10 protein-coding genes and 1 pseudogene are annotated in these 17,436 nt (G+C 62.7%); 6 read left to right on the forward strand and 5 right to left on the reverse strand.

The window, feature by feature from the left end; translation table 11 throughout:
- Nucleotides 1–3,489, forward strand: a complete 3,489-nt coding sequence (locus tag FHR97_RS15535) for an eCIS core domain-containing protein (RefSeq protein ID WP_183384708.1) — start codon at nt 1–3, stop codon at nt 3,487–3,489.
- 447 nt (nt 3,490–3,936) lie between these two features.
- Here FHR97_RS15535 and FHR97_RS15540 read toward each other — a convergent pair whose 3' ends face one another.
- The 4 genes from FHR97_RS15540 to FHR97_RS15555 all read right to left on the reverse strand — a co-directional run bounded on the left by FHR97_RS15540 (nt 3,937) and on the right by FHR97_RS15555 (nt 8,782).
- On the reverse strand, nt 3,937–4,482 hold the full coding sequence (locus FHR97_RS15540) for a cytochrome P460 family protein (protein ID WP_183384709.1): 546 nt from the start codon (nt 4,480–4,482) through the stop codon (nt 3,937–3,939).
- 74 nt (nt 4,483–4,556) lie between these two features.
- On the reverse strand, nt 4,557–5,627 hold the full coding sequence (locus FHR97_RS15545) for an outer membrane protein assembly factor BamB family protein (protein WP_183384710.1): 1,071 nt from the start codon (nt 5,625–5,627) through the stop codon (nt 4,557–4,559).
- 728 nt (nt 5,628–6,355) lie between these two features.
- On the reverse strand, nt 6,356–6,778 hold the full coding sequence (locus FHR97_RS15550; protein WP_183384711.1) for a phasin family protein: 423 nt from the start codon (nt 6,776–6,778) through the stop codon (nt 6,356–6,358).
- Between the two features lie 627 nt (nt 6,779–7,405).
- The gene (locus FHR97_RS15555; RefSeq protein ID WP_183384712.1) at nt 7,406–8,782 is read right to left on the reverse strand and encodes a dihydrolipoyl dehydrogenase family protein; all 1,377 of its coding nucleotides are present in this window, start codon (nt 8,780–8,782) and stop codon (nt 7,406–7,408) included.
- Between the two features lie 665 nt (nt 8,783–9,447).
- Between FHR97_RS15555 and FHR97_RS15560 the strand changes: the two are divergent.
- Both FHR97_RS15560 and FHR97_RS15565 read left to right on the forward strand, forming a co-directional pair.
- A pseudogene (locus tag FHR97_RS15560) lies at nt 9,448–10,444 on the forward strand (DDE-type integrase/transposase/recombinase).
- Nucleotides 10,445–10,605: 161 nt separating this feature from the next.
- Complete coding sequence (locus FHR97_RS15565; protein ID WP_183384713.1) at nt 10,606–10,830, forward strand: amphi-Trp domain-containing protein; 225 nt, start codon at nt 10,606–10,608, stop codon at nt 10,828–10,830.
- Between the two features lie 997 nt (nt 10,831–11,827).
- Here FHR97_RS15565 and FHR97_RS15570 read toward each other — a convergent pair.
- Nucleotides 11,828–12,736: a LysR family transcriptional regulator gene (locus tag FHR97_RS15570; protein WP_183384714.1), complete on the reverse strand. Its 909-nt coding sequence runs from the start codon at nt 12,734–12,736 to the stop codon at nt 11,828–11,830.
- A 144-nt stretch (nt 12,737–12,880) separates the two neighbouring features.
- Between FHR97_RS15570 and FHR97_RS15575 the strand changes: the two genes are divergently transcribed.
- The 3 genes from FHR97_RS15575 to FHR97_RS15585 all read left to right on the forward strand — a co-directional run bounded on the left by FHR97_RS15575 (nt 12,881) and on the right by FHR97_RS15585 (nt 17,217).
- Nucleotides 12,881–14,014 (forward strand): 4-oxalomesaconate tautomerase, encoded by a 1,134-nt coding sequence (locus FHR97_RS15575; RefSeq protein ID WP_221187820.1) that lies wholly within the window; start codon nt 12,881–12,883, stop codon nt 14,012–14,014.
- Nucleotides 14,015–14,069: 55 nt separating this feature from the next.
- On the forward strand, nt 14,070–15,188 hold the full coding sequence (locus tag FHR97_RS15580) for a Bug family tripartite tricarboxylate transporter substrate binding protein (protein WP_183384715.1): 1,119 nt from the start codon (nt 14,070–14,072) through the stop codon (nt 15,186–15,188).
- Nucleotides 15,189–15,267: 79 nt separating this feature from the next.
- Nucleotides 15,268–17,217 carry a tripartite tricarboxylate transporter permease gene (locus FHR97_RS15585; RefSeq protein ID WP_183384716.1) on the forward strand — a complete coding sequence of 650 codons (1,950 nt, stop codon included), beginning with the start codon at nt 15,268–15,270 and terminating at the stop codon, nt 17,215–17,217.
- The last annotated feature ends 219 nt before the right edge of the window (nt 17,218–17,436 follow it).

Here is a 17,436-nt window from a genome sequence, read left to right on the forward strand (position 1 = left end):
ATGGAACAGTCGCAGGCGCAGAAGCAGACTGCCGACGCCCCCGAGGCCAGCCGCTCCCGGCGGACCGGGGTGTCTGCAGAGGCCGCCGCCACCGCCCAGCGACAATCCCACCAGCCGGTCTATATCGAGCCCCGCAACACCAGTTTCGAATCCGAGGCGCGCCACGCCGCCAGCCGCTTCGGCGGCCAGCCGGTCGACCTCACGCCCAGTCCCTTCGCGGCGTCGGGCCGCCGGGCCGAGCTGGGGCCGGAACTTTCCCGCCAGCTGGTAGACCGGCTGGATCAGGGCGGCCGCCCGCTGCCGGGCGAAGCCCGCCAGCGCATGGAGCGGCATTTCCACAGGAAGCTCGACAGCGTCCGCATCCACGACGACCCGGTGGCGGCCGAAATTGGCAGTGCCATCGACGCGCACGCCTTCGCGCTGCGCCGTCACATTTTCTTTCGCGACGGTTTCGCGGCGAGCAACCCGCAGGACCTGCGCGTGCTCGCGCACGAACTCATGCACGTCCTGCAACAGTCCGAAGGTGCGAGCGAAGGCTATGTCATCCAGCGCGATGACCCCGGCGATGTCGAGGTCAGTGAGACCTGGGAGGGAGAGGGCGGCGATCGCGGCTTTGCCCTCGACTTCTCACAGAGCGACAGTCTTTTCACCATGCCGAGACTGGAGTTGCCGAAGATCAATGGCAAGATCAAGGGCAAGTCCCGGCAGGACGGAATCACCACCACGCTCATACCATCGACCGATTTCACCTATACGACCCGAAACGAGGAGCGGGATACCGCGCAGCGCCAGCTCTGGACACAGCGCATCACCGAGAACAAGACCCAGATCGAGGAAGCGATCCAAGCCTTCATCCCGAACCCATCGTCGGAGAGCGACAGCGACCCGATCTATTACCTGAAAGTCCGCGCAACGAACCAGATACTCTCCGGAACCAAAGCCCAGCTTCTGGCCCGGGACGAGTTGCTGATCCCGAATTGGAACAAGAGGGGAAGGGCAAGTTTCTATCACGTGGATCACTACCGCGAACACCAGCTCGAGGGGCCGGATTCGATCGAAAACGTCTGGCTCCTGGAGGAATCGGCCAATACCTCCTCCGGGTCCCGGATCAGGAACACGGTCCTGGCTGAGATCAACGACCTCTTCCGCCGCGCGCGCGAGGACAACTTCTTCCAGGGCCGCAACGAAAACCGCGACGTGCTGCGCTTCTCGCGCACGCCGCGCGGGCAGCGCCTGCATTTCGGCCGCGTCGTGGGCGGTGGCGAGATCGGTCGCAACGTCGACACCTGGACGGTGGACGAGATCATTGCCGCCAAACACATCCGGTTCGGCCGGCGGCGGCTGGTCCAGGCGATGTCCCTCGAAGAGCTGCAGGAACGGGGACTCGTCGCCAAGGGCGATGGCAGCCCGCCGACCACCGTGCTCTGGTTTCTCGGCAAGGAGAGCGGCTTCTTCCGGCGGGTCGACGTCTCGGACCTCGCCAACCCGACCTACAGCGGCAAACCGCTGGGCGCTGAGGACGACGACTTCTTCAAGAACTTCCGCATCCAGTCGGCCACGCTCCAGCAGGGGCTCGATCCCGAAAACCTCGAGCCCGATCAGGAGGTCGGCTCAATTACCGGCCGGGTCCGCGGCGGCGTGGGTACCTATTACGACCGCGAGACCGGCCAGAAAGTCAGCGGCGACCGGATTCAGGTAAATACCGAGATCCGCCTGCCGCTGCGTTTCGATCGCCGCTATGGCTACGGCGCCTACATCGACCGCAGCGGCGTGCGCTCATCGCTGATGGAGGCGCGGGCTGAACTTAAAGGTGCAAGCCCGCTCGAGCTGAGCGAGGGTGGGTTGAGCGACGCCTGGGCGATGGAACTGTCGGCGACGCTGACTGCGACCCACCCCATGTTCGAGGGTTTTCAGGCTACCGTCGGGCTCACGGAATACGGCATCGGCCTCGATGTCGACATCCCCACCGACCGCCTGGATTTCAGCTTTTTCCGGGTAACCGAGGCGAACTTAACGATCGCCATGGGGGACGAGGGGCTGCTCTTTGGCGGCGCCGCGGCCTTCGAGCTGGACCAGATCGGCAGCGGCACCGTCGTTGCCATGGGCACCGCAATCGAGGGCACCTTCGATTTTGACTTCGATTTCGTCGACCCGGCCTCCACCACCGTCCGCTACGAAGACGAAGCCTGGAGCTTCGACGCCGAGCTCGGCATCACCGAAGGCGTGGTGCCTGGCTTGCAGTCCGGCGTGATCCGTGTCGGCATCGACGAGGAGGGCAACTTCCTCTTCGATGGCGAGGCACTGGTGCAACTGCCCGGCCAGCCCGAACCCGCCACCATCGAGATCGGCTACAGCGCGGAGGAGGGAGTTTCCATCGGCGGGACAGTCACGCTCGACACCTCGGCGTGGCCAGCCGTCGAGAACGCCACCGTGATGGTGAATGTGACCTACGATCCCGAGACCAGCGCCTGGGCGCTCGGCGGCACCGGCTCGGCCGATTTCGCCATTCCGGGGATCACCGGCACTCTGGAAGCAACCTTTGACGACGGCGGCCTGATCCTGCGCGGACAGGGCGACCTGGCCATCGGCAATGCGACGGGCACCTTCGACTTCGCCATCGGCAACTATCCCGTCACCGAAGAGGGCGAATTCGACCAGTCGGGCGACCCCATCGACTCCTTCGAAGCCTGGGGCGGCGGTTCTATCTCGATCGAGTTCGGCCCCTACCTGACCGGTACGGTTGGCGTCCGATACACACCCGAGGACGAGATCGTCCTGGCCGGTGGCATCGCCCTGCCCCCCTCGATCCCCCTCTTCGACGCGATCGAACGCGAACGGGACCTCGTGAATTTCCCACGGGTCGAGTTCCCGATCTTCGGCGTAACCATCCCCGTTGTCGGTTCGATCGGCGTCTTCGGCTTTATCGGTGGACGGTTGCGCGGCTATGCGACCATCGGACCCGCTACCCTCGACGACAGCCGCGCCGATATCGAATACACGCTCGGCGATCCGGACTCGGCGGTGATCGACGGTGAGAGTCACCTGAACTTCGGCATGGATGCCGGTATCGAACTGGACATTGGCGGCGGTCTCGGCCTCGGCGCCGCGGTTGCCGACCTGACCGGCGAAGTCGGGATCACTGCGGCCCTCGACTTCGCCGTGGACTCCGGGGCCGACCTGTCTCTCGACTGGACACCGCTGGCGGGACTTTCACTGGATCTCGACCTGCACGGATCGTTCACCCCGTCGTTCCGTGTCGGGGTCTACGGCCGTGTCGCCGCCAGCGTTGCGATCTATGGCGAGGTCTGGAGCGAACGCTGGGACGAAACGCTGGCTTCCTTCGGGTCAGGCTTGGCAGTCTCGGTCCTCCAGCCTGCCAGCTGGGATGAGGAGAACGGGCTGGAACTGGACTTCTCGCAGGCCGTCTTCACCTATCCCGACATTGACGTCCGCCGGATCGCCGGAGACATCATGGAACGGATCGTCTAGCCCGGATATTCCCCATCTACATCAAGAACGTCCGCTGTTCTATTGCCATGTGGCTCGCCTGCTCATCGGCCGCATTGAGTTATTGTTGTTGATTGCCATGCTGGCCAGTCTGGTGCTGGTTGCCATCGGCCTGAAGACCCAACGAGAGGGGCGAACCCAGCAGTTCCAGAGCAACAGGCGCGTTCACGATCGGTCTTGTCCGTATGGCGACTAGGGCGGGAGGCCATTCAGCACGCTCGATCCAGGCGGATCCGCTACCGATAGGATGAGTTGGTGAGACTGCTACACATAGAGGTCACGGCACAGCATGGCGATATCCCATGAGCTGGCAAAACGTGGGATCCCTCAGGGTCTGCCCCTGATTCTCGCTCAAGCAGGCCCTGGCCGGCCTCGAGAAGAAGCGGCGCTAGCCCCGGGCTAGGCGCCGCTCCTCGATCGGCCTAGGGGTTACTGGATCCGATCATGGCCAAACACCATGTCGCCGCCCGGCGCCCCGGCATGGCAGGCGATGCAGCCCTGATCCATGCCCTTGGCGACGCGCCCGGCCAGCGGCACCCCGGCGGGATTGCTATCCAGTTCGCCACTCGGCAGGTACTTGACCCAGAACCAGTCGCTGTTGTCGGGATCGTAGCCTTCCCGCTTGAACATCACCGTCACCGCGCCCAGGTAGTCGTCGGGAGCGTTCCATACCGTCTCCTTCGAGGCTCCCTCGCCGCCGTAGTTGCGCTTGACGATCACCGGCCCGGTGGTCCCGTCCACCGTCACCTCGCCGTCGATGGTATCGAGGATGGCACCGTGCGGATGCTGGCCGGTATAGGGCGCGGACATGGTGCGCCCCTCGCCGACCAGGTTCGCCTCCTGCAGGGCGCTCCATAGCGCCTCGGCATAGGCGACATCCTCGTCACCCCCGAACGGCGCCTCTTGAGCCAGCGCGGCCTGGCCGCCGATCAGCAGTCCGACCCCGATGGTGCCCAGTAGTCTGATGGTCTTCATGGTTGCCCTCCACGCCTCTGTCGTCAGGATTATTCGGTAACCCGCAGGGCTTGGTCGTCGAGATCCGGCCGCCCTTACAGCCCACTCCGCCCCACGTCGTCATGGGACGAGGGCGAGACCAGGCGCAGGCACCGGTAGCGATAGTCCGGACCCGTCACCAGCATCAGCCGATCTCGCGCCAGGCGCGGAGCGGCCCGCAGGGCATCATCCAGGGTCGTCTGCCAGACGAGGGACAGGTCATCCGCACGGAGGACCGTGACCCGCGAGGCCGCGTCGGCCACCACGACCCGCCCGGCCACGACGCGCAGGGGCAGCGACACGCCCGCCCCCAGGTCGCGTCGAGCCAACGGCGCCCCGGTGGCCTGATCGAGTACCTGCAGCACGCCATCCAGGCGCGCCAGATAGAGGCGCCGATCATCCGCCGCGGGACTGCCGCTGGCGACCCGGTCGCGATACCGCCAGCGGATGTCGCCGCTCGACGGCTCGAGCGCCAATACCTCGCCGGCGAAGGTGGTGACGAACACCAGTTCCCGGCCCGCCACCGGCCGGTAGACCAGCTCCTGCCCGATCGGGCGCTGCCAGAGCAGGCGCCCCGTGGCCGGTTCCAGCGCCGTGAGCGCAGCACCCTGGCCGCCGGTCACCAGCACCCCGGCCGCGAGTGCCGGCGGATACACCCATCCCTCGAAGCGGTGCGTCCAGCGCACCTCGCCCGATGCCGCCTCGACGGCTCGCAGGGTGCCGTCCCGCCCGGCCACGAAGGCCAGCTCCCCCGCCACGCTGGGCGAATAGAGGGTCGCCTCGCGAAAGCGCCGCCAGCGCACCTCGCCGCTGCGAGGGTCCAGCGCCGCCAGGCCCGAGGCGGTGCCGACCAGCAGGTTGCCCGCTGCCATCACCGGCGCGAAGGTCTGCTCGCCGGCCAGTGCCTGCCATACCGGTTCGCCGCTCCCGCGGTCGAGACGCACCACGCCGTCGTCGGAGGCGAAGAGCGCCCGCTCGGTGACCAGCGGATTGGCGGGATAGAAAGGTCCGGCTACCGGGGCTTCGACCAAAGGCGCTCCGTCCGCCGGAGCGTCGGCCGCCGACACGCCCGGCAGCACCAGCCACGCCATCAGCAGCAGCATCACGATCACGATACGCCTGTCCATCCGTCCTCCCCTCTTCGCCCGGTGCCCGGCCCGGCAAGCCGATGCAGTGGCCACGCGTAAGGAGCCAGTCCGGGCGACGCCGGCTCCCCTCCCAATGGGACGCGGTGGTCAGTCGTTCCTTACAGCGCTCCGACCAGTTCGTCTTCCGGGCGCGGCCGAAGTCGCCACGGGCAAGGTGCCGCCGGGCCTACCACCAAGGTCGTGTTGTCGCCGGTGACCGTAACCGCCATGATGCCGGCCACTGAAGCACGCATAAAAAAGGTCCCCCGAAGGGGACCAGGTGGAGCACGCCAGCTCACGTTCAGAATCGTCGCTGCCAAGGCAGCCGATCCTGCAAAGAGTAATGCGAAACACGCACCAACAAATACAAAACGCCATTGAATCAAGGCCTTGAATAACAACAACAAGAGCTGGCCTTGTCGCTTCCCTCCGTATCGGGTGCTGCAACGCACCACACCAAGGCTTCCCGACCCCACCTTGCCTCAGCATGGTGCTGCAGGACCACACCTCGTTCCGCCCCCTCATGCGGCAGACGCCGTACAGCCCCCTGCAGACCATCGCAAACGACGACCGAACGCCCGGCGCCCCCGAGTTCGACAGATGGAAGCGTCGAACTCGGGGGCGCCTGCCGGCAATCGCCCCATGTCCATTGCTCACATACCAAGAGGCCGCCGATCATGAATCGGCGGCCTGGGGTCTTGCGTCAGCGCGGCCCGCGGGCCCAAGGCTTACTTGGCCCTGGGAGCGGCTTGCTTGACCGCCTTGGTCGCGGTCTCGGTGGCCTGCTGGAGGCCTTCCTGGGCCTGCTTCACGCTGCCCTCGGTCAGCTTCTGGCTTTCCTGAACGAACTCCTGCTGCAGGGCTACCGCCTTCCCGGCATCGCCCTTCAGACGCTCGGTGAGTTCCTTGGCGACGGCCTGCTGGCCTTCCAGGTAGCTCTTCAGGCCTGCGGCGTCCTTGACCTCCACCAGGCTACGCAGCTGCGTCAAGCCGGTGTCGGCATAGGCCTTGGTGGCGTCGAGCTGGGCATTGACCAGCTTCTCGGTGACGTCGATGGACAGGGCGGCGAAGGCGCGTGCCGGGGCGAAGAACACGGACTCGAACTGGGCGGTGTCGAACTGCTTGGCGTCGAATGCGAAGACGTTGGTCATGATGGGAACCTCCGGGGTTCTGAATGTCGTGGAACGGGAGATTCCCGCTCTGCTGCAGTGCACAATAGCAAGGAATTTTGTGCGCTGCAACATAGATCGGGGCTTGGGCGCCGCGCCTACCACCTCCCAGGAAATGGGGTGACCTCACGGTCACGATGAGCCCTCTGGATGATGCTGGCTATGCGGCGTCAGCGCCGTCCAATAGCCAGTCGCGGCGCAGACGGTTCATGGCGGCCGTAGGACGCCTCCACGTCGTCTCCGGTGGTCGTCGAGGTAGCAATGGCAGGCGTCCCGGCCCTCATCAACACGCTTGGTGCTGTAGGGCGGGTGGCAACAGTCGTCGGGCAGGACCGTGAATGTTGCGGCAACAGATCGGAATGCCGAGGGACAAGGTGCTGCGGAACACCTCGCGGGTGCCAGTGATCTCCTAGCCGCCCAGCATGCGGACCAGACCGGAGTCTGGAGGGAGGACAAGAAACGGCCAAGAGCAGTCATTCAGAATTTATTGATATTTGTATAATTTCAAGATCAGCCCCGACAGAGTTGCCGACATCTGAGAAATGAGGGAGTCTACCCCTCATTTTTAGTTCATCGCACTTTACCGGGAAACACAGCGCTGACTGGCTCCTACGCGGTGGCATCGAACACCTGCTTGACCAACTCGGCGAGCGTCGGGTGGACGTGGATACTGTCGCGCACCCGTTGCGCCTTGGCCCCCGGGGTGTTCATGGCGACCACCACCTCGTGAAGCAGGTCGGCTGCCTGGGGGCCGATCATATGGAAGCCCAGGATCCGGTCGCTGCCCTTCTCGACCAGGAGTTTCGCAAAGCCCGGTGGTGAACCGATGATCTTGCCCTTGGCGAAATCGGCGTAATGCTTCCGGGCCACGGTGTAATCGAGGCCCTGGTCGCGACAGGCACGCTCGGTCAGCCCGACCGAGCCAATCTGCGGATTGCTGAACACGGCGTGCGGGTTGGCGGTGTAGTCGACAGCAAGGGAGGCACCGTGCGCGTTGCGGTAGGCAAGCTCACCTTCGTAGCTCGAGGTGTGCTTGAACATCCCCTGCCCGATGACGTCGCCATAGGCATAGATGTCGGGGTGCGTGGTCCGCAGCCCGTCGTCGACCATCACGAAGCCGCGGTCATTAAGCTCGACCCCCGTCTTCTCCGGTGCGAGCCCATCGGTGTTGGGACGCCGACCGGTGGCCAGCAGGAGCCGATCGCCCAGCACGGTACGTTCGCCGTCGTCGGTGGCAACGATCAGGCCACACTGCCCATCGCGCACCAGCGCCTGGCGTGCCTCGGCTTGCAGCACGAGCTCCACCCGCTTGGCAAGCTCCTGCGTGAACAGCGCCCGCACGTCGTCGTCTTCGGCCAGCAGGCATTCGGAATGGTCGATCACCGTGACGCGGGTGCCCAGGGCGGAGAAAAAATGGGCAAACTCGCAGCCGATGTAGCCGCCGCCGAGGATGATCAGGTGTTCGGGCTGTTCGGTGAGGTCGAAGATGACGGACTCGTTGGTGAGGTACCCGCTCTCCGCCAGCCCGGGGATCGGCGGGATCGCGGGGCGCGCGCCCGCCGCGATGAAGATCCGCTCGCCGGTCAGCCGGCGCCCGTCCTCCATCTCGATCAGCTTGTCGCCCACAAAACGCGCCCGGCCATAGTAAGGGGTGAAGGCGCTCTCCACCCAGCGGCGCACGGCAGCGGCGTCGTCCTCGCGCCGCCGGCGGACCGTGTCGAGAACGGCCTGGAAGTCGACGCGAACCGACGACTGATCCAGGTGGATACCAAAGTCCGCGGCGTGCCGGATTGTCTGCATCACCTCGGCAGCCTGAATCAGGCCCTTCGTCGGGATGCAGCCGCGGTTGACGCAGGTGCCGCCGAGCTGGTCGGGACGGTCATCGACCAGCGCGACCGACTTGCCGTCCTGCTGCCCGTAATAGGCGGCAGTCAGACCAGAGCCGCCGCCGATGCAGAGCACGTCGTAGCGCTCAATCGCAGCCATGGTTCCTCTCCGCGTCACTGCGAGGCCCGACACGTCGGACGCCAAAACGACATCCGCCCCCTGCGCCGCGCTCGATGTGGTCCGGCCGGCCCTGTCGAGGTCGGCGATCAGGCTATTAGCGTAGTCCACTTCATGCTCGCCCCGGGCGCAAGGCTTCGGCGAACCTCGCCTCTGAGGCCGCATCGATGACTGGCTCCTGGCGTCGACGGGGGATTCGGCCGCGGAGGCTCACCTGGGCCAGCGGATGGTGCTCAGCTTCCCTCCGCCTCCGCAGAAGAACCGATCGTCGCCATCAGACTCGAGCCCCGACACGCCCACACCTAAAAAATAAAGATAATAAAAAAACAACAAATAAAGAACATCCACTCCCCCCAACTATGCTATCAACTTACGCCCCCGACTCTGGATGATCACGAAAGTGGATATCCATTATTTCACAAGATCAAAAATCACCACCAGTGGGATAGCTGCCCTACTCAAGGTCAAGGGCAACTGTCGGCCAGAAGCGGACAATCATAATTTACTAAAATAGAAATTCGTAGAAAATTCATTAGTCTTAATTAATAATGCTAGATGTAGGGTCCCGGATGATCGAATCGCTTATAGAGGTTATCCTCTGCTAGCCGCCAGGGAGCTTCTTCAGCAATTCATCCGGGAGCAGGTTCATGGACATCAAGCTGCATAAACAAGCGACCACGACACCGAAGATCCGGGCCGAGATCCAGGCAGCGCCCTCCAACATCACGGATAGCGAACTGGCCCGTCAGTATGGCGTCTCCACCGCGACAATCCGGCGCTGGCGGTACCGTGACGATGTACATGACCGACCGCACACGCGTCACAACCTGCTGGCCACGCTCACGCCCGAGCAGGAGGAGGTGCTGATCGCGGCTCGCGAATTCCTTCGCCTCGGCCTGGATGATCTCCTCGTCGCGGCGCGTGAGTTCCTGAACCCCCGCTTGTCACGCTCCGGTCTGCATCGCATGCTCCAGCGGCGCGAGGTTCCGACACTGGCGGAACTGGCTCGGCAGGACGCTGGCGATGATGGGAAGCCCCGGCACAAGACCTTCAAGGACTACGAGCCGGGCTTCGTGCACATCGACATCAAGCACTTGCCTCTGATGCCCGACGAGGAGCAAAAACGCTACCTGTACGTCGCCATCGATCGCGCCACGCGCTGGGTCTATCTGGAGGGCAGGTGCAGTCAGTCCTCGAAGGATGCACGAGCGTTCATGAGGCAGGAGGAAGAAAAGGCACCGTTCAAGATTCGGATTTCGGATAGTGCTGACGGATAATGCCAAATGCTTCACCGATCGTTTCACGCGGGCGGGTGAGCGCAAGCCCAGCGGCCACCACCCCTTCGATCAGGAGTGCCAAGCCCATGGTATCGAACACCGCCTGATCAAGCCGGGAAAGCCGCAGACGAACGGCATGGTGGAACGCTTCAACGGCCGCATCAGCGACGTGCTGGCGACTCGGCGCTATACCTCAGGCGAGGACTTGGAGCGGACGCTCAAACGCTACACTTGGCTGTACAATCACCACATCCCGCAGAAGGCACTGCACCATCAATCACCGACTGCGGTAATGAAGGAATGGCAGACCAAACGTCCTGAGTTATTTACCAAGCGGGTGGTCAACCACACGGGACCCGACAACTAGACCTATGTGCGAGGGTCGAACACTCAGCGCGTCAAAATGGTGACGGTGCTGTCGCATTTTCTGACGTCGCCAGGTAGAGAGTGCATGGGACCTGCTAGACTGGACGGGAGTCTGCTTACGCCACGGGCGCTGGCAGTAACCACGCCACCGAGGAGAGAATGATGGGATCCAAAGACGATAGAGACATAGAAAAGGGTTACCCCAAGGCCGACTTCGTGGCCAAGCTGCGAAGACTGGCAGATGCCATTGAGAACGAAGAACGCTTCGACATTCAGATTGCCGGTGAACGTATATATGTTCCCGTCCGAGCTGAATTCACCATCGAACACGAACGATCGGATGATGAAGAAGAGATAGAGTTTCAGATTAAATGGAAAAATGAATAGGCCTGTGTGTCCAATAGTTCCGCCGCCTCTTTCTCAGCGATAGAAGCGTGACGCGGCGTGGAGCATCTGGGCCGAAGACACAAGCTCGGGCCGCACCTCGCCGAGCTTGTTTATTCGACAGAGAGTCATAGATCTCGAAGGCACCGACCGACTGCGCGACGTGGGGCGGCTCAGCCAGGTCAGTCTGACCTTTTATTAATCAGGGACTGCTCACGGGCGATTACGGCCAAGAGAGGTCTTTCATCACATGATTATATTACATGGAAAGAAAGTGGTTGTCCTTTACTGTGGGTCGGTCACCGCCGAAGGGACAGCCTCACTGCAACAACAATGACGCCGTATCTGTCGCCAGTCTGCCACATGGCCCCGAGACAAAAGCTTGCTAATATGGGCATGACAAACTTTGGAGAATCGCATGCGATTGATCTTCTTGCTACTCAGTGCCATTGCCATCATGAGCCTGGCAGGCTGTAGCTACCAGCCAGCACGAATCAGCACAGTGCCCGCCATAGTCATCGACGATGGCGGGTACGGTCAGGATCGTGTGAAGCGTCATCGTGAATACGGCGAAGGCCGATACCATGACCACGAAGCGCCGATTCCTCCGGGGCACCTACCACCGCCAGGAGAATGCCGGGATTGGGACCCGAACCTTCCCCCTGGCCAGCAACCCCCGCCTTATAAGTGCTAGCTGATGGGCGCGGCTATCTGAACTCACCAAGCAACGTTCAGATGCCGAGCCCGAACGAGCAGAAAGGACATCTATTTTTTATCCACCTTCTTACCGTGAATGTGGTATATCTTGACTAGCTGCTGTGCTCCATCTACACCCTGCTGTGTGGCTGAAGCCCTATCGCCATTGGCCAACTAGACGATCAGCTGCGGGAGTCAAGAATCGTCAATAAGCGGAAATACAGCGAGTTAAGATATAGCACACTTATTTATCCGAGATATTCTCTAGCCGGATATTATGTATCACTGTTACACCCAGAATCTTTCAGGAGCATATGGAGCCTCCCCAATGCTCGAGAAGCATATCGATAAACAACTGGGCTGTGCTGGAAATGCTGTGCGAATTACTTCTCACCAGACCGATGGTGCGCTGAATACGTGGTTCAGGCAGCTCACGTGAACACAGGGTGTCATGGTCGGGACCAGGCATTGTCATTTTGGGTAGGATCGCCACTCCGAGACCAGATTCGACAAGGCCAAGGGAGGTGGAAAGGTGCTGGACTTCGTAGAAACTATTCAACCGGATGCCCTCAGCCGAGAGGGTATTGTCCAGCAGCATCCGGTTGCCACTGTCTCGGCTCACGGTGATCAACCTGACCTGTTCGAGATCCGACCACTCGATGCGACTTTTATCCGCAAGAGGGTGGTCGGAACGTAGTGCCAGGACAAAGGGATCTCGTAATAGTGGTGTGAAGGAGACTTCAGGACTCTGGGCGCTGAACATATTGATTCCGAAGTCGGCCTCGCCGCTGATCACCTTTTCCAGACCTTCCTTGGCACTGACATCGAGGATCCTGATGCGGATCCCCGGCCATGCCTCGCTGAAGCCACGGATCACACTAGGCAGGAAATAGAAGGCCGCGGTGGGGATGCAGGCGATGGTAACCGTCCCCTTCTGATGCGTGGCCAGCTCGCGGATGCCCAGGATCGATGATTCGTACTCCTCGATCATGCGTCTTGCGCGGGGAAGGAAGTCCGTGCCGATAGGGGTCAGCCGCGTCCGCCGGGTGGTTCGTTCCAGAAGCTCGATCTCTAGAAGCTCCTCAAGCTTCTGAATGCGTCGAGATAGCGCCGGCTGAGAGAGATGCAGGCGTTGCGCGGCCTCGTGGAACGAGCCCAGCTCTGCGACCAGAATAAAGGCTTGCAGATCAAGAAATTCTAGTCGATGTAGCATATCCTGACTCTTGCATGAAGTAGTGGTGATTAATAACTTTAGCACATTAATGCGGTAATGACATTGACAGACATATTTATTTGCATTTGAAGCATCAAAAGCCCCCTGACATGCTCATATCACAACTTTTAAACGCGATATGGCATGACGATGATGAACAGCATTCCCTGCATGATCATGCGCGGTGGCACCTCCCGAGGCCCCTTCCTGCACATGAGAGACCTTCCCGACAGCCAGGAAGCGCAAACCGAGATCCTGCTTAAGCTAATGGGATCAGGACACGCTCTCCAGATCGATGGCATCGGAGGAGGGGATCCGCTGACCAGCAAGGTGGCCATCGTGGAGCGCTCCTCCCATCCCGAGGCGGATGTCGACTACCTGTTCGCGCAGGTCGATGTGCTCAACCGGCGCGTCGACTTCAATCCGAACTGCGGCAACATGCTGTCCGCTGTGGGGCCGTATGCCATCGAGACGGGCCTGGTGGAGCCCCAGGAAGGGACCACTATCGTCCGCGTTCGCAACCTCAATACCCAGCGCCTGATCGAATGTCGCGTGCCGACCCCTGAGCGCCAGGTGTGCTACGAGGGCGATACGCGCATCAGCGGCGTCCCGGGGCGTGCCGCCGGCATTCAGCTCAGCTTCCTCGATATCGACGGGACCAAGACCGGCGCGCTCTTGCCGACCGGGCAGGCCACCGACACGATCGATGGCATCGAGGTCACCTGCCTCGATGCCGCCACCCCCATCATGATGGTCAACGCGGCCGATCTGGGTCTGAGCGGCCGGGAATCCCCCTCTGAGCTGGACGATCATCCCGCCATGCTGAAGCGGCTGGAGCTGATTCGTCGCCAGGCCGGGCGTCGAATGGGACTGGGGGACGTCAGCCAGAGCGTCTTGCCCAAGCCCGTGTTGGTGTCAGCACCGTCTAGCGATACCGCTACGCTGTGTACCCGCTACTTCGTGCCTCACCGCTGTCATAAGGCCATTGCCGTCACCGGCGCCATCGCGGTCGCCACGGCCGTCAGTGTCCCTGGCACCGTGGCAAACCGAATCGCGATTGGAGCGGAGAAGCTGGCATCCGATGGCCGGCTGTCGCACGTAAGGCTGGAACACCCCTCTGGATTCATCGATCTGGATGTCGAGCACCGCAACGGGAATCCCTGCGATATTGCGCGTGTTTCCCTCATCCGCACCGCCAGGAAGATCATGAGTGGGAACATCTTCTACTCGCTTCCTTCTGCCTCCAGTCCGGATATGCTGACTTCAAAAGCCAGCTGAGCGCTGGGATCTCCATCATCAGCCATGACAACGACAACACGCCAGGAGTAATGCCATGAAGATCCAAAAGACTGCAATCTCTTCCCACTCGCTCGGTCGGCTCAAGAAGGCTGCGCTGATCGGGCTTGCGATCACTGGACTGGGCCTGACGACTTCTATCCAGGCTCAGGACGTCGAGGTACCCGGTAACATCAAGTGGACCATACCGTTTGGTGTCGGCGGTGGCACGGATGTCTGGGCGCGCTTCTTCTCCCCCTGGCTCAGCGAGTCTCTGCCGGGAGAGCCGACCATCATGATCGATAATGTGCCGGGTGGCGGCTCCATCAATGGTGCCAATCTGTTCGCCGTGCGTGCCAAGTCGGATGGCAGCGACTGGTTAGGGACCTCGGCCTCGACCCAGTATCCGGCCATGCTCGACGATCCTCGCGTCCGCTACGACTACAGCGATTGGACGCCCATCCTGGCCACGCCGACGGGTGGGGTGGTCTATGCCCAACCCAGTCTCGGCGAAACGGCCGATAGTGCGCTGGATGCTCTGCTGGAACAGCCGGTCAAGCTGGCGGCGCAGAACCCCACCGGCGTCGAGCTGCCGGTCTTGATCGCCCTGGACATGCTGGGCGCCGACGTGCAAGCCGTGTTCGGCATGCGCAGCCGGGGGGAGGGTCGCCTGGCATTCGAGCGTGGTGAAGCTGACATCGACTTCCAGACCACCTCCGCCTATCTGAGCAACGTAGAGCCGCTGGTGGAGGCCGGCAAGGCGGTGCCGCTGCTCACGCTCGGGGTGCTGAACGACGAAGGAAAGATCGTCCGCGACCCGGCGTTCCCTGATCTGCCTACCTTCAACGAGGTCTACCAGGCCCGGCATGGCGAGGCACCGTCGGGCAACGCCTACGAGGCGTTTCGCAAGTTCTTTGCTTCCGGCTATGCCCTGCAGAAGCTGATCATGGTGCCGAAGGACACCCCGCAGGCCCTGATCAACACTTATCGTCAGGCGGCTCGCGACTTCGTGGACACCCAAGCGTTCAAGGAGGAGGCCGCTGCCCAGTTGGGGCCATACACGCCGGTTATCGGCGACACTGTCCAACGTCACCTTGATGACGCCATGTCCATCGATGACGCCACTCGCGACTGGCTGGCCGACTGGCTGCAGTCGGAGCACGGCGCCAAGATCTGACGCGCAGTGGGATGTGCCGGCCCCTTGGGGGCCGGCAGCCCCGGCTCCTCCCGATCACACAATATAAGAGCCATACGCCATGCTCGATATCCTTCTTTCCAGCCTGGGACAGCTCTTCACCCTGTCCCATCTGCTCTTCATGGTACTGGGCGTGCTGGTCGGCCTCGTCGTCGGCATCATTCCCGGCCTCGGGGGCATCGCCGGCATGTCGCTGCTGTTGCCCTTCCTCTACGGCATGGAACCGACCGTGGCCCTTGGCATGCTGATGGGCCTGGTCGCCGTGATCCCCACCGGTGATACCTTCGCCTCCGTGCTGTTGGGTATTCCCGGCTCCAGCGCTTCCCAGGCGACCGTCATCGATGGCTTTTCGCTGGCCAAGCGTGGCCAGGCGGCACGCGCGCTGTCCAGTGCCTTCCTGTCCTCGATGATCGGGGGGCTCATCGGTGCCGTCATTCTCACCGGTTTTATCCTGATCGCCCGTCCGCTGGTGCTGTCATTCTCATCTTCCGAGCTCTTCATGCTGACCCTGCTCGGCCTGTCGATGGTGGCCGTGCTCTCCGGGCGCGACCTCTTCAAGGGGCTGGCCGCCTGTGGCCTGGGCCTGCTGGTGGGCGCCATCGGCATGGCGCCGGCCACCGGCGAATTCCGCATGAATTTCGGGCTCGACTATCTCTACGATGGCTTGCCGTTGGTGGTGGTGGGTCTCGGGATCTTCGCACTCCCTGAGATTGTCGATCTGCTGGTCAAGCGTGGTGCCATCGCCGAAGAGCCGTGCAAACTCGGCGAAGGCTGGCGGCAAGGCATCCGCGATGTCCGTGAGCAACGTGGTCTCGTGGCGCGCTGCGCTGCTATCGGCAGCCTGATCGGCACCATCCCTGGCCTGGCCGGCTCGGTGGTCGACTGGCTCACCTATGGCCACGCGGTGCAAAGCGCCAAGGACAAGTCCGAGTTTGGCAAGGGGGACATCCGCGGGGTGATCGCCCCCGAATCCGCCAACAATGCCTGCGCCTGCGGTGCCATGGTTCCGACCCTGCTGTTCGGCGTACCCGGCTCGGGCACTGCCGCGGTCTTCCTGGGCGGACTGTTGTTGCTCGGGTTGCAGCCCGGCGTCGGCATGATCGAGACCCACCTCGACCTGACCTATACCATCATCTGGTCGCTGGCTCTGGCCAACATCCTGGGGGCCGCACTCTGCCTGGTGCTGGCTCGCCCCGTGGCCAGCCTGACCCGGGTCCCCTTCGCCACGCTGGCCCCCTTGATCACGGTGCTGATCATGTTCGCCGCTTTCCAGGCCACCCGTTCCACGGGCGACCTGCTTGCTCTGGGGGCGGTCGGCATCTTGGGGGTCTTGTTCAAGCAGGCGAACTGGTCGCGTCCCGCCTTCCTGATCGGTTTCGTGCTGGCTCCGGGAGCGGAGGGATACTTCTACCAGGCAGTGCAGTTCCAGGGCACGGACGCCTTCATGCGCCCCGGCGTGTTGATCATCGGTACCCTGATCCTTGCGGCTCTCTTCATTCCCCTGCTGCGCTCATTGTGGATCAAGCGTCGCGAGGCCTCCTCAGTCGGCGCGGCATCCACGGCCCGCTCCGAACCTCCCACCCTGGGCGTCATCGATGTGGTGCTCTTCGCCGCCCTGCTGGGTACCGCGGTCGTCGCCTGGGTGGATGTGGCCGATCTGACCTTGATCGGGGGCATCATGCCCCGGCTGGCCATCGCGATCCTCGCCGTTTCCTGCCTCATGGAGATCGCCCGTTGCCTGATGCATCATCCCCAGTGGCAGCATCAGGCCATCGGCCTGCAGGGCCTCTGGCTGGCGGGCTTCTTCGCGCTGGTGGGCGCCATGCTGCTGCTGGGCTTCATCACCGCGGCGACGCTGTTCTGCCTCGCCTTCCTGCTGAGCATTGCGCATCTCAAGCCTTGGGTGGCGGCTATCATGGCGCTTGGGGTCACGGCCTTTCTGGTTGGCATGGCCGAGTTCCTCACCCTGACCTACCCGAGCGGACTGATCGATCCCTGGCTGTTCGGCTGAATCAGCCCTGTTATACACGGTCACCGCGGGCCGGCGCCCCCTTAGCGTCGCCGGCCCGCGCAACGAAAGGAGACACCATGAGTACCGAGTCCCTACCGGAGACCCTGCAGACCCTCGAGGCCGCCGGCACGACCTACCACTACCACAGCCTGGCGAAGGCCGCCGAGGCGCTCGGTGACATCGACCGCCTGCCGATGACGCTGAAGATCCTGCTGGAGA

Origin of the sequence: Halomonas stenophila, assembly GCF_014192275.1 — a bacterium.
Classification (GTDB): Bacteria; Pseudomonadota; Gammaproteobacteria; order Pseudomonadales; family Halomonadaceae; genus Halomonas; species Halomonas stenophila.